General features: G+C 41.1%; 16 protein-coding genes and 1 pseudogene. All 17 read right to left on the reverse strand.

The annotated features are described in order from the left end of the window. Positions 1–2: 2 nt before the first annotated feature. The 17 genes and pseudogenes from C0033_RS05510 to C0033_RS05585 all read right to left on the reverse strand — a co-directional run bounded on the left by C0033_RS05510 (position 3) and on the right by C0033_RS05585 (position 19,549). Positions 3–1,814: an ABC transporter ATP-binding protein gene (locus C0033_RS05510; protein WP_103226877.1), complete on the reverse strand. Its 1,812-nt coding sequence runs from the start codon at positions 1,812–1,814 to the stop codon at positions 3–5. A gap of 101 nt (positions 1,815–1,915) precedes the next feature. Next, the gene (locus C0033_RS05515; RefSeq protein ID WP_103226878.1) at positions 1,916–3,172 is read right to left on the reverse strand and encodes an SEC-C metal-binding domain-containing protein; all 1,257 of its coding nucleotides are present in this window, start codon (positions 3,170–3,172) and stop codon (positions 1,916–1,918) included. A gap of 63 nt (positions 3,173–3,235) precedes the next feature. Then, positions 3,236–4,135, reverse strand: a complete 900-nt coding sequence (locus C0033_RS05520) for a DUF4365 domain-containing protein (RefSeq protein WP_103226879.1) — start codon at positions 4,133–4,135, stop codon at positions 3,236–3,238. A 71-nt stretch (positions 4,136–4,206) separates the two neighbouring features. Then, the gene (locus tag C0033_RS05525) at positions 4,207–4,749 is read right to left on the reverse strand and encodes an NUDIX domain-containing protein (RefSeq protein ID WP_103226880.1); all 543 of its coding nucleotides are present in this window, start codon (positions 4,747–4,749) and stop codon (positions 4,207–4,209) included. Positions 4,750–4,852: 103 nt separating this feature from the next. Next, positions 4,853–5,836 (reverse strand): J domain-containing protein, encoded by a 984-nt coding sequence (locus C0033_RS05530; protein WP_103226881.1) that lies wholly within the window; start codon positions 5,834–5,836, stop codon positions 4,853–4,855. A gap of 30 nt (positions 5,837–5,866) precedes the next feature. Next, positions 5,867–8,638, reverse strand: coding sequence for an AAA domain-containing protein (locus C0033_RS05535; protein ID WP_103226882.1), 2,772 nt, complete (start codon positions 8,636–8,638; stop codon positions 5,867–5,869). 460 nt (positions 8,639–9,098) lie between these two features. Further along, a complete protein-coding gene (locus C0033_RS05545) occupies positions 9,099–9,809 on the reverse strand; it encodes a hypothetical protein (RefSeq protein ID WP_103226884.1) in 711 nt (236 codons plus the stop codon). Positions 9,810–10,676: 867 nt separating this feature from the next. Beyond that, entirely contained in the window at positions 10,677–11,720 is a 1,044-nt protein-coding gene (locus C0033_RS05555) for a zinc-dependent alcohol dehydrogenase family protein (RefSeq protein ID WP_103226885.1), read from the reverse strand. A 16-nt stretch (positions 11,721–11,736) separates the two neighbouring features. Beyond that, positions 11,737–13,059, reverse strand: coding sequence for a 6-phospho-alpha-glucosidase (locus tag C0033_RS05560; RefSeq protein WP_103226886.1), 1,323 nt, complete (start codon positions 13,057–13,059; stop codon positions 11,737–11,739). A gap of 65 nt (positions 13,060–13,124) precedes the next feature. Further along, complete coding sequence (locus tag C0033_RS27385) at positions 13,125–13,649, reverse strand: PTS glucose transporter subunit IIA (RefSeq protein ID WP_278320742.1); 525 nt, start codon at positions 13,647–13,649, stop codon at positions 13,125–13,127. 12 nt (positions 13,650–13,661) lie between these two features. Further along, positions 13,662–15,209: pseudogene (locus tag C0033_RS05565) on the reverse strand (alpha-glucoside-specific PTS transporter subunit IIBC); the annotation flags it as partial. Between the two features lie 248 nt (positions 15,210–15,457). After that, positions 15,458–16,222: a MurR/RpiR family transcriptional regulator gene (locus C0033_RS05570; RefSeq protein WP_103226888.1), complete on the reverse strand. Its 765-nt coding sequence runs from the start codon at positions 16,220–16,222 to the stop codon at positions 15,458–15,460. 239 nt (positions 16,223–16,461) lie between these two features. After that, the gene (locus C0033_RS27390; protein ID WP_347501039.1) at positions 16,462–16,929 is read right to left on the reverse strand and encodes a group II intron maturase-specific domain-containing protein; all 468 of its coding nucleotides are present in this window, start codon (positions 16,927–16,929) and stop codon (positions 16,462–16,464) included. 29 nt (positions 16,930–16,958) lie between these two features. Further along, positions 16,959–17,153 (reverse strand): hypothetical protein, encoded by a 195-nt coding sequence (locus tag C0033_RS27400; protein WP_242984429.1) that lies wholly within the window; start codon positions 17,151–17,153, stop codon positions 16,959–16,961. A 33-nt stretch (positions 17,154–17,186) separates the two neighbouring features. Beyond that, entirely contained in the window at positions 17,187–17,315 is a 129-nt protein-coding gene (locus C0033_RS27605) for a hypothetical protein (RefSeq protein WP_278320741.1), read from the reverse strand. Between the two features lie 124 nt (positions 17,316–17,439). Continuing rightward, complete coding sequence (locus C0033_RS05580; RefSeq protein WP_103226889.1) at positions 17,440–17,673, reverse strand: hypothetical protein; 234 nt, start codon at positions 17,671–17,673, stop codon at positions 17,440–17,442. 751 nt (positions 17,674–18,424) lie between these two features. Further along, positions 18,425–19,549, reverse strand: a complete 1,125-nt coding sequence (locus tag C0033_RS05585) for a cysteine desulfurase family protein (RefSeq protein WP_242984430.1) — start codon at positions 19,547–19,549, stop codon at positions 18,425–18,427. Between the last annotated feature and the right edge of the window lie 164 nt (positions 19,550–19,713).

Below are 19,713 nucleotides of genomic sequence, written 5' to 3' on the forward strand. Positions count from 1 at the left end.
TCTTATCCCTCCATCTTCTCTCTGTCATCCCGGCTCATCTGTATGTCGTAAATCTTCCGGTAGATTCCATTTTTCTGTATCAGCTCCTCGTGGATTCCGCATTCTTCAATTCCGCCCTGATTCAGCACCATAATCTCATCCGCCCCCATAAGAGAGGTCACTCTGTGGGATATGAGGATGACCGTTGCTTCTTTCATATGCTCTTTCAGCGCACAGCGGATCCGATAATCCGTCTGGGAATCCACCGCCGATAAGGAATCGTCAAATACCATAACCGGCGCTTTCTGAAGCAGCATTCTCGCAATGGCAATCCTCTGCTTCTGCCCTCCAGATAACGTGACTCCGCGTTCGCCCACAAGCGTCTCATATCCATCCGGAAAGCTCATAATGGCATCGTCGATACACGCAATCTGCGCCGCATACCGAATCTCCTCCATGGACGCCTCCGGCACTGAAGCCGCTATATTTTCCCGTATCGTCCTGGAATACAAAAACGGCTCCTGCAATACCATTCCTATATCTCGTCTCAACTCCTCAATCGGGATATCTTTGATCTTCCTGCCGCCTAAACAAATACTGCCGTCATTCTCCCCAAGCTCATACAGCCTTGAAAGAAGCTGGATGATTGTGGACTTCCCGCTTCCCGTTCCGCCCAATATTCCAAACGTCCTGCCTTGTGGTATCGTGAAGGAAATGTCCCGCAATACCTCTTTTCCGTCCTCATACCCAAAGGAAACATGCTGAAAGGAAATATCATATTTTCCGCCTGGTTCTTCACTTTCCTTCCCGGATTTTTCATCCGATTTCCCATATGCTTCTTCCTGGGAATGAATAATATAATCCACACGTTCGAAAGAAACTCCGGCTTTACTCATATCTGAAAGAATACGCCCAAGTCCGCGGATCGGCCACACCAGCGTTGAATTATAAGCAGCAAATGCGATAAATTCACCCACTGAAATATAACCGTTTACCGCTTCCATCACTCCAAAGATGATGACCGCAACCACCTGCAGACCTGTTATCAGGTCGCCAATTCCCCAGTACAGACCTGATAAAGACCCCAGCCTGATCCACAGCTTCGCAAAGGCCTCATTCTTCTCATCAAACCGCTCCATCTCAAACTGCTCCCGGCCGAATGCCCGCACTACACGAACTCCCGTGGCATTTTCCTGCACAACAGTAGAAAGCTCTCCCTCCGCTTCGTCCACAGTGGTAAACCGCTTTGCAATCAATTTATAAAAGACGGTTGAATATATGGCTACAACCGGTACGAACAGAAGAACGATGCAGGAAAGCTTCACGTTCATGGAAAACATCATGACAAAAGAAGTGATCACTAAAAATGCGGTCCGGAACACCTCTAAAAGCTGTGTCACCACAAATCCCCGTATTACCTCCACATCAGAGGTACATCTTTGGATAATATCTCCGGTCTGATTCCTGTCATGCCACTTCATCGGCAGCTTCTGTACGTGGATAAACAGCGTATCTCTTAAATTTTTAGCAAAATTCTCCCCAGCTTTCGCCGTGTTGGTCCGGCTGATATAGGTGAAAATTCCTGAGGCTACCGCAACCGCAACGATCATCAAGGCTAAAGTCCAGAGGTGGTTGGTCAGATAACTGCCTCCTGATCCACCATTTCCGCTCAGAACTTTATCGATGCTGAACCGGAATATCTGTGGGGTCAGGGCATTTAATATGGTTGATATCAGTGAAGCGGCCACGGCCGCTGCAAAATAGATTTTGGAGCCTTTGAGGAATCTGAAGATTAAATGAAATTTTCTATATTTGGAGCTTACATTATTTTCCATGTCTTTATCCTTTTCAAATCATAGTCGTATCATTCCTATTTTACCATACTTCTCTGTTTTTACTATATGAATATGAATAGGGTGCTTCAATCAGTACTTTATCAAAGCTTCAATCTTTTACAGCACTGTCTATATTTCTTCCCGCTGCCGCATGGACAAGGGGCCTCAGGATCAGGGGTGTTGTCTTTGAACTTTATTTTTGCAAGATCCCAGTCAATCTTTACACAGGAGCCGTTCTTCCCACGTTCCTTCATTTCTGCATTGGTAAACCCGTGGTTGTTCCATTTCCGCACATGGTCTTCCCAGTTCCTGAAAAGCTGTTCAAATTCTTTTAATTCCCCGACAGAAGAAAACACACCCTCATATCTTTCAATGATCTCTGAAATTGCAAATATTCCTCCCAATTCTTCCACAACTTCTATAGAAAGTTCGTCCAGGAGCCTCTCCAGTTTCACATTGTCATCCACTTTTTTACTCAGATACCGTTTTAATATTTGGTACTCTTTTAAATTCTTGTTAATGCAATTATCACGGTAAAGCATAATGTCCTCCATAGAAGGCTCATAATATGGAATGTCCTTTACCGCATTAAAACGTTCTTTATAATCCTCATCATCTCCCAAATCGGAATTGAATATATATTCCTCCTCCATCCCAAAATCCTCTGATTCTTCTTTCAGCCTGATAACCGCTTCTTCCAGCATTTCGTTTGATATTTCCGTTCTATCTAACGTCCCAGGCTTTTTTTCTTCTGATGTATCTTCTGATGCCCCATTTGTGCTCTCCTCTGGAATATCATGCTTCCGGATTATATCAGACAGCCATTTCTTTTCAAAAACTCCATACAGATTCAGAAATGCACTGATATAGCTTCGAAGCATCTCATAGTAAGCCATACGTGCGACAAATCCTGGATCTTTTGCAAGCCCCTTTAACCTGTTCAAAATTTCATATGGAACTATAGGAATTGCACTTTGCTTCTCATAATAAAACACCCAGCCTTTTCTCTGAAGACTGAAGCCCTCTACCGCCTCCTCTACATCCCCTTTTTCCATCGCCAGTTTTATTAGCAATTCAAACTCCTGTGCCGATACTGTTTCGAGCTGTGCCGGCATCTCCTCTATGATCTTTCGTTCCAGCTGTTTTAAATATCTTTTTCTTCCTTTTCCTCTCCCTGCTTCCAGCTTATATTCCTTTGTTATTAAATCCAGAATAGATTCCGGACACCTTTTAAGGCACGTTCCAAGACAGTAATCCAGCTCTCCCTTTATAAAAAATGATTCTGCAAACTCTCCTTCTAAAATATCGGATAATTGCTGTGCTCCGAGACTTACATCACCAAAAAAATATTCTTCCATTTTCTCTCCTTATATTCCCCTCTTGAAATGTTTTTTGCAGCGATTTTATGTAACTTTTCGTCTTTAAACTGGTATAGATTCCTTCCACAACTGACAAAATTCAGACCGGTAGCTATCAACAATATTGGTTTCCTTACTCGCCAAAACGACTTCATAGCTACTGTTCCAGGAATGTTCTGACAGATTAGCCGAACCATACAGTACCGCTTCTCCATCAATAATCATGAACTTCGAATGGAGCATGGAATGATTTTGCGGCATACAATGGACTTCTATGCCAGGAGCATTTCTCATCCATAAGATTTTTTCACAATATTTTGTATTTGTCAGCAGACGGACTTTTATTCTATAAGACAAAGTTTTCAATAATCTGGCAAATGTTGAATCTATGATTGGGTTAATTATATCAACACATTTTTCAATCTCATTTAAGGTATCTAAAAATCCTTCCATTTTTAATTCAGAAGAATTGTTATTATCAAATTGACATAAAAGCTCATCTTTAGACAAAGTTTTACTTATAATAGGTGTAACCATATTTTTAATTCTATCCATAGAACTCAAGTTAAAATATGATTCTTCCGGTATTGTTATATTCCAGCTTTTATCATTTTGCTTTACCAATTCTTGTGTGATGGGCGTCCATATCGCTTTCTTGTCCATGTGATTGTAAAGTACAAGGATCACTGGAAGAGAATATGACAGCCAATAATCCAAATGTCTGTTATTTCCCTTAAATATATATCCTTCTGTCGTTTTTCTGGCAAAATAACTATTCCCAGATTTTATCTGTACAGCAATTAATCTTCCTGTGGGCATTCCATTGTCACAAATTTCTATGTAGGCATCTATTCCAAAATCATCTTTGGGCTGTTCGCGGAATATCCACTTTAATTCTTCCTGTACGATACTGCTTACGGCAGAAACTCCCAATCTGGCAATATATGCTTTATTATAATTCATGCAGCTCCCCCTTTCAGTGGACTTACTGGAGCAATTCAGGGATCGCTTTTTGTAAGTTTGTGGATATTCGATCAATTAGCTTTGCTACTTAGAAATGCTTTTACGCTTTGGGGAATATATCCTTTTTCTGTAAAATAATTGAGGTACCGTTCTCTCTGAGGAATAATCATTTCTCCTGAATTGATAAAGCGGATAAATTCGTATTCATTTACCCATTTATAGGACATGGTTTCTCCCTGTTGAAGCGCGATGGATTCTTTGCTGCAATCTGTTATACATAAAAAAGTGTAAATAATACAGTTATGATCATCTAATATGAGATGGCCTATTTCTTTAAAGTTATCTGAAATAATACCTGTTTCTTCCCGCAATTCTCTTTTAATACAAATTAATTTGTCTTCGCCTTTTAGTGCTGAACCGCCTGCTGTTGCTTCATAATAGCCGGGAAAGGTATGTTTGGCCCGATCTCTTTGCATTAATAAATAATCACCATCTGCATGACGGACAAGAACTTCACATACCAGGTGGTATAGTCCGGTGGGGATTGGATTTCCTCGGGTTAAGTCAATGGAGGCGATTGTTTCGTCCCTATAATATCCATCCCAGATTTCCATGGCAAAAATCCTCCTCGATTCATTATTCTTCTTATCACTAAGAGCACACTTTCAAAAGGCCTGGCATCTATCAGTACCATTGCTGATCTTTTATAATCCGCTTTCAATTCGTCCGGCCAATCTCTTTCAGATAAATATCATATTTATCCAAAATTGTATTTATTTCAGTATTGTATTCAGAGACATTCTCCTGTTCTTCCATATTCTCCACTTGTAAATATATATCTATATTCACACGAACCCTATAGGGGCGGGAGCTTTTTCTCACCTCTACGTCGCTTACTGAAAGTTTAGCCTGTGCCAGATGTTTCCGGAGAATGGGAATCACCACATAATACATCTGATTTTCTGCCAGAGAAAGGTATCCTAAAGGAACACCCTTCCCATCTGATACCATGATCCTGTTGTTTTCCAATGTATCAATATATAGCGGATCGCCAGCTGTTAATCCTGACATGGTTCGGAAGGCCCGGCTCCTCCCTTTTTCCCCGAGAAAGGCACGCACTTTATATGAGTTTCTTTTGTTCTCATCGTTTTTTACAGGTACCGCCAGTTTTTTCAGGCAGTATGACGGTGATATATATTGTCCTGCCAAAAGATGAAATAGGCGTACCTGATATGGGAATCGCTCCGTTTTGATATCAAATTCTTCATCACTATAGATTCCATTCCGGCATTCTATAATTTCCAACAACTCCAGAGCCGCCTCATTCAGACTTTTCAGGAGACAGTCAAACTCCTCCAAATCCGGGTCCCATGTATATTTTCCTTTTGTAACCTGCAAATATTCTGTTTTATACCCTTCCCATAAGATCATGTAGATGCTTCTCTCGGTAAAAGCCTGTTCTACAATTCTTCCCTTCCATATATCAGTTTTTGCCGGAATGTCTCCTTTTACTGCTCTTTTCTCACGAAGTATGGAATAAGCCTCATTGATTTGCTGGGCTTTCTTACGATACTCCGGAGTATCCGATCCCACGGCGTCCGGGTGATACTGTATCATCAGTTTACGGAACTTTTTTTTAACCTTAACTGCATCATCCAACCTGCCAACTTCTAATATATTTTCTGCCTCTTTTACTGTCATTTTATTTTCATATATCCTTTAAGTTTCAATTCAAGTTCTCTCTGAATCCTGTCCCATTATGTGATTGAACATTTCCTCTATTTTCGCTCTTTCCCCGCTCACATTGGTGGCAAGCCGCAAAAGTGGTAACTGATACGTTTGCAGAATATGATCTTTCATCTTATCTCGCCGAAGCTGTTCCGGACGATTTTCATGAAATTCAAAACCATCCACCTCAATTCCAAAAATACAGCTTTTATCCTGTTTATAGAATATCACAAAATCTAAAGATGCCCTGTTTCTGACAAATGCTTTCTCTTCCATTGTCAATAAATCCGTATCTTTCAGCAGATTTTGTAATAACACTTCCTGAGAGTATCCAAACCTGGAGTATTTTGGCTGTTCCAATATTTCTTCCAGCACTACGCGCACCCCTTCCTGTGACTGATAGCGGGCTTTGGGGTTCATTTTCGCCTTTAATGAAAGAAGTTTGGCGGAATAATGCCGATACAACAGATCAAATACGGATACAATCTGACTCTCTACCACATTCTCATCCAACGTGCTGTACTGCATGTACCGAATCAGATCACCGATATGTTCTCCACTTTTAACGAACAAATCGTGATCCGTAACCAATATAAATTGATTCATTGCTCTGGACACTGCTACATTAACCATTTGGGGATCATCGATAAATGCAATCCTATTTTTTCCATCCCCAGAGTTGTCCAGCACCGTAGACATAATAATCGTATTTTTTTCACGCCCCTGATACTTATGTACGGTATCGCTTTCAATCGACCGGTCAATCTCCTCGGCTGCCTTATCCGCCTGCTTGCGGAAAGGAGTTACAACCCCAATATCTTTATGGCTGCCTGTTAACTCACTTCTATTCAAAATTTCGTCCATAATAACTTCTATCTCTCGCTGATTAAAAATCCCTTTCGCATCTCCCCGGGTAACTCTGCGCATATGATTGCCTTCGGCGGTTTTATACACGATTAACGGACAATCATCCGGCTTTGACTTCGTGTATGCGATCAGTTCTCCGCCATAGTATTTCTGGTTACAAAACTCAATAATCTGCGGATGACAGCGGTAATGTTCTTTTAATGTAACGGACGGCAGTTCTTCTCCATAAACAGACATCAGAGACGATAGAATATTATTTGTAAAATAGTCATATTCCGGCCCCGGCGGCGATGTTTTGATTTTATTTTTTATATTCTTATTGGTAATCTGGGGCAGTTGCTTCAAATCACCTACGATAATCACATTTCTACAGCAGGACAATGCAAGCGCGCCAGTGAGGAGGTCTACCTGGGAAGATTCGTCAATAATCACATAATCCAGCAGATAATTCTGCGCAATAGAACGCCGCAGAGAATGAGTTGTACTGAGCAGAATTGGATATGTCTTAATAAAATCAGAAAAACTCTTTTTGTAACTATCTTTTGTAAATTCCTGCCTGCTTCTGATGTGAAACCGTTTGTAAAGGTATTTACGGAACAGCTTCTCTGATGCCATCTGATGCATATCTTTCAACTTCTCAAATGAATCTTTCTCCAACTCTCCCCTCAGCTGCTCAATTCTCTGTTCCAGCCTTTGAATCTGCATCTGATAAAATCTGCTTTGCAACGTAAGCAGAATCGACACGTCATTCTGTTCCAATTTTTTGACATTCAAAATTCCAAACTTAAACAATATTTTTATTCGGTAAAGCAGCTTCTTCTTCAGTTGAAATTCTTCCGCTGCCGATGTCTCTGCTAAAAAGTCCAAAATCTTCTCCGGTGTACGGCACACCAAAGGAAGACGGATCTCCCCTTCCACATCCTGTACGGAACAATAATGCTCAAAATGTTCCTGTTCCAGTTGCCAGGCCCTAAGTTCCTGCTCAAGTTTTGCTTTTGCTCTCTCTTTTTCCATTAATTCAGTTAAACGGATATTCAATTTTTGAATCAATTGGGATAGCTCGCTTTCCGTCTCCTCACAGTCCCAGCCCTCCACATCCGGAACCGGCATATTGGTAAAAAACTCTTCCTGATTCTTTTTTCTCCCTAAAAATGTCGTAAGGAATTGATATTGTTTTTTCTCCAGCTTCTCACTTACATTTTTTACCGCTTCATTGTTATTGGATACCACAGCCACACTCTTATTCCCGATAGCAACCAGATTTGCCAGAATATTTAAGATGGTCTGTGTCTTTCCCGTACCCGGCGGTCCTTCAATCACAGAAATCGAATTTGTAAGCGCCTGTTCCAATGCAGTTTTCTGGCTTAAATTGAATGAAAATGGAAAAATGATCTGCTCTAATTTAACAGGGCGACGTTCAATTGGCCTCTTTTGCAAATACCTCCCCAGCACACTTTCCGGATGAATAAATGTAAGCTGATCCAATTCCTTTTTCAAAAATGAGGCGTCTTCTTTACTATCCCCTATATACTGCGCGATATCCCGAAAATATTCCATAATTTGATGCACATTTTCATCTTTTACACTGTTTTCCACCATCTTAAAATTGTCGGGATCAACGATTAAAGAATTCCCGTCATATTCTATGATCCGTATTTTCTCCCCGAAATCAAGAATTCTCCGTGGATTGTAGAGCGGCATATCATCGATATATGCTGTTTTGCCGTTGAGATCAATCACCTTAGGGTTCTTAATAATTTTAACATTTCGCTTATCGTATAGATATTGCTTGGACATGTTATTAAATTTTATCATAATCTTATCGCCTAAATTATCTTGCGAAAACAATTTAATCTGATCTGTTTTATCTTCTCCATGGACGAGAATCATGATTTCATTGATATCCATTAGTGATGTATCCTTTGTAGTTTGATTATTAAAATTGTGTTTTTTCTGCCTTTAACCGGTTTCTTGAGCAAACGATGATAATACTGTGAAGAGATATTCCGCTGTATGAATCCAGGCCGGTATTTTCCCAGAGAATTACCTTTTGGGGTTACACCGTCTTTCATCGTATCTGCTAATATATTTAATTTTCTGCATTCTGCATGCGTATTGCTATATTTTACCATATTCACCCAGCCTTTGCCATCTGAAAACATTTCTTACTTTGCTCCTTAGTTTTATCTTTAGTTTTGTTATGCCTTATTTCCAACATTCATTTCGCTTTCATAATAAAAAGGCGCAAAAGCAAGTAGCTTTCACGCCTTAACATATTACTGTTATTTATTTGGATTTACCATGTCAATCAATTTTTACAGTTCTGCTGACGAACCATAATATTCATACGAACGCAGCTTGAAATCTGTCAGCGCTGCATCATCCGATATAGGTTTGCTGCATCCTGCGGGTTCCGAAATGCATCAAATTCTTTACCATCATATGCAAAAAACCGCTCGGTAATGCTTTTAGAATTTCTACCGGCAATCACATCAACAATTTCTGTTCCAACTTCCGGCTTGCATTTTGCATACAGCATCTTACCATCACTTTTCACAGCGAAAATACCCGGATCATAACCTGGAAGCGCTGTCTCTTCATACCAAATCACTGCTAAGTCAGAAATTCGCATGACACCATGATAAATCTTATCCGGCAGTCTCAGCCAGTTCTTTGTTAAGAAACCAACTTTTGTAAAATCCTTCTCTTTGGTCGGCTGAGGCGTCAAAGAGAGCAGCAGGGAATCCGTCTGACGGCATTCCCTATAAAACTCCAGAATCCCGCCTTCGCTGTAACCGCTGTCCTTGGCCGTCATCTCTGCAACGGAATCGCCAGTTTTGTTTATCAATTTTACCCCAAATATACTTAAAACAACGCCTAAAACCACACATCCTGCGCTAACTGCAATCCAAATAATGTCGCTCTCGTATAGGATATGAAGCAGTAAATAGTTGAGACCCCCCATTGCCATCGCCCCGATTCCCAGTATCAAAAGGCCTGCCCCTTCATTTTTCATTTTGCTCTTTTTCGTAAGTTCCTCTTCGGACCACAACAGTTCTGCCTCTAGTTGTTTAGTCATTGGTGTAATCAAATTTGTATCCTCCTGTCTTGTATTGGTTTAGATGACCGGGGCTTCTGCCCGGACCGCATTATAATGCTTTAATTCAGTTTTGATGGATATTTTTTATTATGGTTTAGTTTTAATGGATGCACTTTGTTTGTCTCGAATATGTATTTCAGAATGTTTTTTCACCATGAAGGTCATATAGTATTTTGATTTAAAAAAATCGCTTTCGGACACCTCCTCTTGTATAACGGTACGTCTAATCTGTCAAAGTTAACCTTATTATAATCGTCTCACGACTGAAAGAAAGAGAAGTACAGGGAAATGCCCTCTTGGGGAAATTATATCACAAACATCCAATGCATTCTTGTAAAAATACGACATGAGCAATTCATCTAAGAAGATTTCTAAGAATCTTTTTGAAACACCATAAGGTACTCTTGTTCCCATTTTGTTTCTCTGTCACGCTGTTTTCGATTTGAAAGCCCTCCCCTTGATAGAATGCTACAGCGCCTATCGTCTCCCGCACCTTGGGCATCTCATTTTCTGCATATCCGTCATCACACAATCCGTAGGAAATATCCTGACTTCTCCAATATCATGCCAAATATTCATAATGCGTCCCCCTTCTAAACAAGGGAGAATCCCGCAAGCGGGATTCTCCCTCTGCGGCGGATCGCCTCAGCGACATGATACCTTACCGCCGCAGTGCGCTCCCATAGCCAACAAAGTTGGCATTGGAGGGCCTTTTATATCAAAGGGCATATCCCTATGATATAAAAATACAGCCAGACTTTATACTGTATTAACAAAAGTCTGGCTGTACTGTCTCATTACAAATTTTCCTCAAAAAACTTTCTCATTGCTCCCTATGCCTCTTAGCTAATCTGATATTTTAGTTGTTTTCACAGGATTAACAATATACTTTCCTTCCGCTCTTATCGCAGGATTACTTAATACTTCTTCCAGTTGATCCAGCCCGATCGTTTTACATATCATGCTTTCCACATCAAGCTGTCCTGAGTCTATGAGCTGCAATGCCCTCTGCTGTGTACATGGATTAATAAAAGAAGCTCTGAGCGTCAACTCCTTTTGGAATACCTGAAATGGTTTGAGAGCAATCTGCGTATCCGGTTTTGTTAAACCAAACATCATGACTGTCCCCTTTTTTCCGGCCAAATCAATAGCCTGCTCCACTGTAGATGGAAGGCCTGCACATTCAATAACCGTGCGAATCCAGGTCATACCGGCCTCTGCCAGTTTCTTTTTCACATCCTCATTTAAAGGGTCAATACAAATATCTGCTCCCAACTTCCTTCCTATTTCTCTTTTTTTCTCCACCGGCTCTAAAAGTGCCGTCTTTGATGCACCTGCCAGCTTTGCCAATTGAAGCATCAGTAAACCAATCATACCGCCGCCAATAATAACCACCTGATATCCGGGTCTTATATCACACATGTCAATCCCATGAAGGCAACAGGCGGCCGGTTCCGTCATGGCTCCCTGCTCGAAGCTGGTATTCTCACCCAGCCGGTACACCTGGCTTTCATTCACCACACAATATTCTGCAAATCCACCATTAACCGTAGTTCCATATCCTATCATATGTTCACAAAAATGAACCTCTCCGTTCCTGCAGAAATCACAGGCGCCGCAATAGCAATTCGGATCTATGCAAACCCTGTCACCGGCTTGAAATCCCTGCACTTCGCTTCCAATATCCGCAATAATCCCTGAGAATTCATGTCCCAGAATTGCCGGAGGCTTCACTTCTGCCGCACCTTTATCTCCTTCATAAATATGTATATCGGTACCACATATACCACAAGCCATTACCTGTATTAAAACTTCTGTGGGGCCGGGCTTTGGGACGATACTCTCCTCCACCCTTAAATCATGTTTTCCATAAAATACTGCACTTTTCATCTGATATTCCTCCGCTTTATTTTAATTCCGGCCAATATCCTTTATTCGCTTCAATCAAATCGTCCAGAATTTTTTTTGCCACTTCCACACTCGGAACTGTTTTTGAAAGCGTAAGTGCCTGCCATAATTTCTGGTAGCTGCCCTCTGTCCACGCTTCTACCACCAATTTTTCCACGCTTACCTGCTGTTCCATCAGACCTTTCTGAAACTGCGGAATTCTTCCCTGGGCAATTTTTTCATAGCCGCCTTTTCCTACGATACACGGAATCTCAACCATAGCCTCAGGATCAAAATTCTCTATTGCGCCTTCATTCGGTACAATCAACAGCATTTTTTCCTTTGTATTAAATGCAAGCGCCCTGGCAAGGTCAACGATATAAGAAGCATGGTCATCCTTCATAAATTTGCAATTCCGTGCAGTCCCTTTTTCGATAATTTCCCTGGCTGCAGAGAAAACCTCCTTTTCCCTGCCATCCATAACCTGATTTGCACGGGTATACTCAGGGTCCGTATGCTCTACCACATAATCGGAACACAAATAGTATTTCAAATAAGTATTTGGAAGCGTATCCGGGTCCACTGCGTAAACGTCTCTCACCTTTCTAAATGTCTCATGCCAGCTCTGGTCCGCATGCTGGTCTTCCTCAATATTAATGTCATAACCATTTACTTTTACGTATTCCTTCAGCGCAGGCATCAAATCATTTCCATCTTTGTCTTTCACCTGTGTCCACCATCCAAAATGGTTCAGTCCAAAATAGCTGATGTCCAAATCCCCTTCCGGAATCCCGAGAATTCTGGCCATACGTACCATAATGCCAAGAGGCATATCACATATATTAATAATCCTGGATTTTGGACGCAGCTTTCTGGTGGCTTCAGCCACAATAGCGGCCGGATTGGAATAATTGAGCATCCATGCATCAGGACTGTATGTTTCCATATAATCCAAGATTTCCAAAATACCTCCGATGGAGCGCATCCCATATGCGATTCCGCCAGGCCCGCAGGTTTCCTGCCCTACCACACCATATTTCAGCGGGATTTTTTCATCCTTTTCACGCATTGCATACTTTCCCACACGAATATGTGCCATAACAAAATCCACATCGGTAAATGCCTTTTCCGGTTCAACCGTATAATAAAATTCAATTTCCGGAGCGCGCTCGCTTAACAGGATTCTACACGCTTCTGCGATTATTTCCTGCCGTTCTTTATCATTGTCATATAAGCATAACCTGCGGATCGGAAATTCCTCCTGATGATCCAAAAGCATCATAATAATTCCAGGTGTAAATGTACTTCCGCCGCCTGCTACTGTAATAGAAAATTTCTTCATGATTTTTCTCCTTTTTCATTTATTTTCCATTCAAAATTTACCGGAACTCATGTAACTGCGCTTCCTTACCGTATGTATTCAACCACGCAATCCTTACCTGCCGTAACGTTGCCTGACTGAAACTTCATATCCTTCATTTCATTGGAATTCGTAATGATCATCGGTGTATACAATGGTGTTTTCCCGTTTACCAGAGACTCATCTACTCTGCATAGTGGCGTTCCTACCTGAACTTTATCTCCCAGTTTCACAAGCGCCTCAAACCCTTTGCCTTGGAGATTCACGGTTTCCAGGCCAATATGTATCAGCACTTCCGCGCCGTCCTCCGCCGCTATAGCATAAGCATGTTTTGTTTCAGCAACTACAACAATCTCACCTGCTGCCGGAGCGACTACCATTGTATCACTTGGAATAATTGCAATCCCTTCTCCTATTATTTTCTGAGAAAATACCTCATCCGGAACTTTTTCCAGCGCAATCACCTCGCCGGTCTGGGCTGCATATAGACATCCCTTTGCCGAACCATTATTTTCTTCTGTATCATTCTTTTCCGCCTTTTCTTCTTTGTCATCAATGTCTTCCTGAGGCAAAATATTTTTTGCCAGACATTCTTCAAACTGTTCTCTTACCTTTGGCACTTTAAGACCGACAATCACCTGTATCGCCGTGCCATTTTTACTAAGCCCATGAGCGCCAATCCGCTTGAAGTCCACTTCCGGATGAACCAGCCCGGCATCCTTTACATTGACCCGGAGTCTGGTAGCGCAGTTTGTAACATCAATAATATTGTCCTTTCCTCCCAGGAAAGCCAGTATCTGCGCTGCATAGCCCAAATCATTTTCTCCCGCCTTCTTCGCCCGGTAATCTTTCTTTGTGTAAAGCTTTGCATCTTCCCCGTCTTCCTCCCGTCCCGGAGTAAGAAAATTAAATTTTTTAATCAGAAAACGAAATACAAGGAACCAAATAGCTGAAAATGCCAGTCCCACGATCACCTGAATCACATACGTCTGCCAATGATTTTTCCCGCATGGAATCCAGTTCAGAGAGAGCCATGCAATCAGACCGTTTCCAAAAGCGCCGGATACCCCCGCCATATACATAACCGCATTGATACAGGCACAGAGCAGAGCGTGGACTACAAAAAGTACCGGAGCGACAAACAGGAATGTAAATTCAATCGGTTCTGTAATACCTGTAAGCATAGCTGTCAATGCCGCCGGAATCATCAGCGTCAGAACCTGTTTACGTTTCTCCTTCTTCGCAGTGCTGAAAAATGCCAGCGTAATCCCGATTGGCGCAAATACCTTTGCATTTCCAAACAGCTCAAACCCACCTGCCGGGAATAGTTCTTTTAACGGCGCCGTACTGTTGGCAAACTCACTTAAATGTAGCGCCCAGTATGCTTCAATTCCCCCGGGAACAACCGCGGAATCCAATGTAAATGGTGCATAAATAAAATGGTGTAACCCGGTTGGAAGCAGAATTTTCTCACTAAATGCATATAGTCCCACGCCCAATGTTCCACTAGCTTTAAAGAAATCCTGCAGCATAAAAATCGCCGCCTGCACTTTAGGCCATACTCCCGCAAAAATAAAAGCCATCGGTATCATAACAAAAAATCCAATCATTACTACAAAGCTGGAGCCGGAGAAAATACCGAGCCAGTCCGGAAGCTCTTTGTCAAAATACCGGTTATGAATCCATACTACAATTCCGGATATGATCAGTGCCCCAAACATTCCTGTATCCAGACTCTTTATCCCGCATATCATCGCAAGTCCGCTGGTACCGCCGGCCTCCGCCGCATAATCTACGCCAAAAAGCGGTCCCCAGAACTGCAAAACTGCTGCAAGAAAATAATTAAATGTTACATAAATCACGAATGCTTCCAATACACACCTTGCGTTCTGTTTCTTTGCCAGCCCAATCGGAAGACCGATCACAAACAGCACCGGCATCTGCCTGAACACCATCCATGCACCTTCCTGCACAAGATACCACAGCTGATACCACACGTGTCCCTCTGTCGCCATGTTTCCAAAAATGGATGCATTCATAAATAATGTCGAAAGCCCCACCATAATACCAGCAAAGGAAAATAACAATACCGGTGTAAACATAGCGCCGCCAAAGCGCTGTACTTTTTGCATGACTCCTTTCATAGAAACCTCCTCAAAATCTTCTGTTATTTTGTTTTTCAAGACGTCTTTGATGAACTCATAATATCGCGGTTTTTACGCTTTTACAAGGAATTGGGCGCATTTAAGGAACAAGAACACAGTTGATTCCTTTGCACATTTTCTGTGCGTCCGGCACAAATAAATATAAAAATGCTCAAAAAACCCAGAATTAAACCAGGATTTTTTGAGCATTATTTTAATCTTTGTTCATTCATTGTTCAGTTTTCTTTTTCATTCTGTTCCAGATAAAGAAGATATTTTACACAGAGGATCTCAACCATGTTAAAATACGAACTACATGTTTCAAAGGAAACCGCGCCGATTTTCATCAAATGATTTGTAGTGATGTACAGGCTTTTGTCGCTTAACTTTGCTACCGTATTATTGCTCAGCCCCGTTATAGACAATAAATACGCTCCCTTGCTTTTCACCTTCTTAGCCGCCTTTACTGCTAAATCAGTCTCTCCGGAAAGAGATATTATAATCATAAAATCGTCTGTTTCCAAATCCTCTAATGCCATTGTAAGCTCGCTTTTCCCTGCAAGCACTACAAAAAACCGCTTCGCATACATAAACATGCGTTTTATCATCTGTGCCGCAGAATTTTGCGCTTCCCCCGTGCCGAACACGAATAATCTTTTCGCTTTATAAATATGCCGGCATATTTCCTGCATATCTGTATCCCTGGCAGTTTGAATACATTTTTCATAGTTTAAGCAGACATCATCTAAAAGAACATCCTTCTGCTTTTTCTCTGCTTCATATTCTAATTTCAAATGCATTTTAAATTCCCGAAAGCCTTCAAAAGAAAGTTTTTGGGTAAATCTTGATATTGTCGTTCTGGAAATGCAGCATTTGCCTGCCAACTCTTCTATCGAAATGGAACAGCATTCATCTTTATGTGCCTGTATGTACTGCCATATTAATAAATCGTTTTCATTTAGTTTGTTGTAATTATCGTTTATTAATTCATCTAAACGCATCTCCAGCCACCTTTACTTATTGATTGGTATCTATTATAATTTTTTAGTTCATCGCTATGTCCCATCAGCTGTCTCCCTGACCTCCAGGAGTCCCCATTTTACATTAATCTTCGCCAGATTTTTCACTTTCTCTAGTAGGTCACGGGGCTTACGCCCCAGTGCCCCTATTCAAAACCATACGTGCGCTATTAACGCATACGGCTTTTTCACTTTATATTCTACCTATCTATAAAACAAACTTACCTTGATACTTGGTTCAAGTACAGAAAGGTTATAAGAAGTCCTTTATAAAAGGAGTTTAATGTATAACTTTTCCTCTGACTTTTCCTCTGACTTCTCCAATTTAACCACTCAAATAGCAGCCACTTGATCTGCAAAAGATAATTCTTTACTTCCCTCGTGTTGTCCGTAACACCATAATACTGATAGTGTCCTCGTAACTTTGCATTTACTGTTTTGAATATCGCCTCCAATGAAAGCGTTCTATAGTCTTTTATCCATTCTACAATAGTACGTGAAACCAAGAAAGTCAAAGGTTTCTGCTTTTCCTCCTCTTCTTTCCCTATTCTCTCTAGCAAATCTCCCGAATTCCAGTATCTTAGTCTTTTCTTCTGCAAGCTCCAATCCACATTTTTGGAACCGCTCTTCCAATCGTTTACGAAATATTTCCACTTCCCACTTATTCTGGAAATAGCATAAAAATTCATCCACATAGCGGATGAGATAACATTCGCCCTTACACTGTCTCTTTACTAACATCAAACCAGTTATTCAATACACAGTGCAGATAAATATATGCCAGTATTGGACTTGCTCCATTTCCCTGTTCACTATCCAAGTATTTTCCATCTTTCATGTTGCCTGCCTTCAGAAACTCCCCAATGATTTCAAGAAATCCCTTGTCTGCTACATTGTATTCCAGCATCTTCATCAACCGCGCATGGTTGACATTATCAAAGAATTCTCAGATATCTACTTCCATAACATAGTTCGTTTTCCGGTACTGTACCATTTCTATTACCTCACTGACTGCCATATGACATCTCCTGTTTGGTCTTAACCCATAGCTCTCATTGTAGAAACTCCGATTCATAGACTTGTTCCAGTATATATGCGATTGCATTCTCCACCAGCTTATCCTCATAACAGGATATTCCCCGTGGTCTCATCTTGCCTTTTGTTTCCTTGGGATTATAACCCCACCTTGTTGGATTCGGTTAATAGCTTCCATTTCTCATCCGTTCTACAGGATTTTCAAGGTTTTCTTTCATGTCCATCCCATAGTCCTCTTTTGTCACTTTATTTATGCCATCTGCTTTTCCGCTCTTCATTTTACTATAAATTGCTGTCAGCGCATCTACATTCAGATATAACACACGATTCTGGACTTTCCTGTCGGTTACATTTGCTTTCCTGATATTATACTGTATTCCAAACAACTCATTTACCATGTCCTTCAACTCTCCTATGTCTGCATGATTCTGATTTACTTGAAGCTATAAAGTGCGTAGCCCTTCTCTCCACCGTGATTAGCGGCTTCTTCGATACTATGATGTGTCGGGCTTCCTGCCACTCATTTGAATCCCTGTCGCATTTCTTTGATTCGTTTTCCATACCTGCTTGTGAGGAAATAGCAGGTCCTCAGCTGTTCCGATAAACTACTTATCACCAATCTGACCAAGTTCTCAGACTGGAGGATGCCAGGTAACTCTCACCATAACATTTTACCCGATATTGCCTACGACAAGTATTAACGTCTCAGCCTTTTCCGTTCTCATAATAATTTCCCAGCTAAATCACGTCACTTACGTTTCGGCTCTGTTGCTCCCTGTCCTACGCTTAAAGCTTATTTTACCACTTCGACTCCAAGGACTCGGTACAAGGCGGTGGGTTAGCTCTTCCCTTGGTGGGTTTCCCACTATATTTTATCAGCTTACCAAAGCTTTGCAGAATTTCTTCCGCTCGCTAAAGGAAAACAGCTATGCTAATTTCACAGCTCGCACGATACTTCCATTATATCAGAAAAGAGCTACAAAGTCCCAAAAACAAAAGACTTTATAGTTCTTTTAAAGAAAAATCCGAAGCGTGAGCCTCGGACTTCGTCTACAGTTTGTGGTGTTTCAATATTTCCCTACTGCCCATGATAGGATAAATTTACAGATGCTATTAAAGTCTACAATGTTCTTCCATCCAATTACTGATTTACTTGATTATCGATATAATTGCATCCGCTATTGCAATCACTTCCGCTGTAGTATTCAATCTTCCCAAGGATATCCGAATGGTTCCTAACGCATACTCTTCTTCGAGTCCAATTGCCTGCAGAACATGCGAAATACGTGTATTCTCACTATCACATGCCGATCCGGTAGACACGCAAATTCCTTTAAGATCAAGACGATGTAATAGCATTTCACCTTCATAACCTCTGAAAGAAAGACTCAGGGTTCCCGGTATACGATTCTTTGAGCCATTACGAATATAATCAATACCTGCCTCATCTAAATGACGCAATAAAGTCCGCTCCATTTTGAGAAGGTGAACCTCGTTATCCCTAATAGTGAGGTTATTTTCATGCAATGCTGTAGCCATTCCTACAATAAGCGCAATATTCTCTGTTCCTGCCCTTTTACCGGATTCCTGCGCACCACCATCTGAGTAAGGAGCAATTTCTGTTCCTTTTTTAATATATAGGAAGCCTATACCTTTTGGCCCATTAAATTTATGAGCCGACGCAGAAAGCATATCTACTCCAAGTTCTTTGACATCTATGCAAACATGACCAACTGCCTGTACTGCGTCTGTATGGAACAGCGCCCCATAAGTATGTGCAATCTCAGCCAGTTCTTTTATCGGTTGAACAGTTCCTATTTCGTTGTTTGACAGCATTACAGAAACCAACTTCGTCCTGTTTGTAATATATCGTTCTAATGTGTCTGATTGAACAACACCTTCTGCATCTACTGGCAAATATACTACAGGATAACCCATTTTTTCTATTGATTTCGCGCTATTTAGAACCGCATGATGCTCAATCTGCGAAGTAATAAGCTTCCGATTATCCCCATATACAAACATTGTGCCCTTCAGCGCCCAGTTATCGCTTTCTGTTCCACCTGAGGTGAAATAGATTTCTTCTGGTAATGCATTTATACACTGTGCAATCATTTTTCTAGCGAATAGCAATGCTTTTTTTGCTGACCGCGCAAAGGAATATGGTTCAGAAGCATTTCCATATTCAGCCTTAAAAAATGGCAGCATAGCTTCCAACGCATCTTGTGAGAGTTGTGTAGTAGCTGCATTGTCTGCGTATATCAATTTAATCACCTCTATTTACCTAAAAAGGATACATCCTTCTTCTTTAAATTCTTCAATTTTGTCCTGCAAATCTTCTACTGTACAGTCAAGATAAGATGCCAAGCAATCTAGGCAATAAAATTCTGTAATATTCTTACTCAAAAGCTTCTTGTTTAGACCGATAGTATCTTTAT

The sequence above is a fragment of the Clostridium sp. chh4-2 genome (assembly GCF_002899675.1).
Classification (GTDB): domain Bacteria; phylum Bacillota; class Clostridia; order Lachnospirales; family Lachnospiraceae; genus CHH4-2.

Bases quoted from the DNA above. Each gene is read 5' to 3' on its own strand.
- C0033_RS27400 (WP_242984429.1), bottom strand. From the start codon at position 17,153: ATGAAGATGCTGGAATACAATGTAGCAGACAAGGGATTTCTTGAAATC.
- C0033_RS05545 (WP_103226884.1), bottom strand. From the start codon at position 9,809: ATGACTAAACAACTAGAGGCAGAACTGTTGTGGTCCGAAGAGGAACTT.
- C0033_RS05580 (WP_103226889.1), bottom strand. From the start codon at position 17,673: ATGGTAAATGAGTTGTTTGGAATACAGTATAATATCAGGAAAGCAAAT.
- C0033_RS05530 (WP_103226881.1), bottom strand. From the start codon at position 5,836: ATGACAGTAAAAGAGGCAGAAAATATATTAGAAGTTGGCAGGTTGGAT.
- C0033_RS05525 (WP_103226880.1), bottom strand. From the start codon at position 4,749: ATGGAAATCTGGGATGGATATTATAGGGACGAAACAATCGCCTCCATT.
- C0033_RS05515 (WP_103226878.1), bottom strand. From the start codon at position 3,172: ATGGAAGAATATTTTTTTGGTGATGTAAGTCTCGGAGCACAGCAATTA.
- C0033_RS05535 (WP_103226882.1), bottom strand. From the start codon at position 8,638: ATGGATATCAATGAAATCATGATTCTCGTCCATGGAGAAGATAAAACA.
- C0033_RS05555 (WP_103226885.1), bottom strand. From the start codon at position 11,720: ATGAAAAGTGCAGTATTTTATGGAAAACATGATTTAAGGGTGGAGGAG.
- C0033_RS05520 (WP_103226879.1), bottom strand. From the start codon at position 4,135: ATGAATTATAATAAAGCATATATTGCCAGATTGGGAGTTTCTGCCGTA.
- C0033_RS05570 (WP_103226888.1), bottom strand. From the start codon at position 16,222: ATGCGTTTAGATGAATTAATAAACGATAATTACAACAAACTAAATGAA.
- C0033_RS05510 (WP_103226877.1), bottom strand. From the start codon at position 1,814: ATGGAAAATAATGTAAGCTCCAAATATAGAAAATTTCATTTAATCTTC.
- C0033_RS27605 (WP_278320741.1), bottom strand. From the start codon at position 17,315: ATGAATCGGAGTTTCTACAATGAGAGCTATGGGTTAAGACCAAACAGG.
- C0033_RS05560 (WP_103226886.1), bottom strand. From the start codon at position 13,059: ATGAAGAAATTTTCTATTACAGTAGCAGGCGGCGGAAGTACATTTACA.
- C0033_RS27390 (WP_347501039.1), bottom strand. From the start codon at position 16,929: ATGAATTTTTATGCTATTTCCAGAATAAGTGGGAAGTGGAAATATTTC.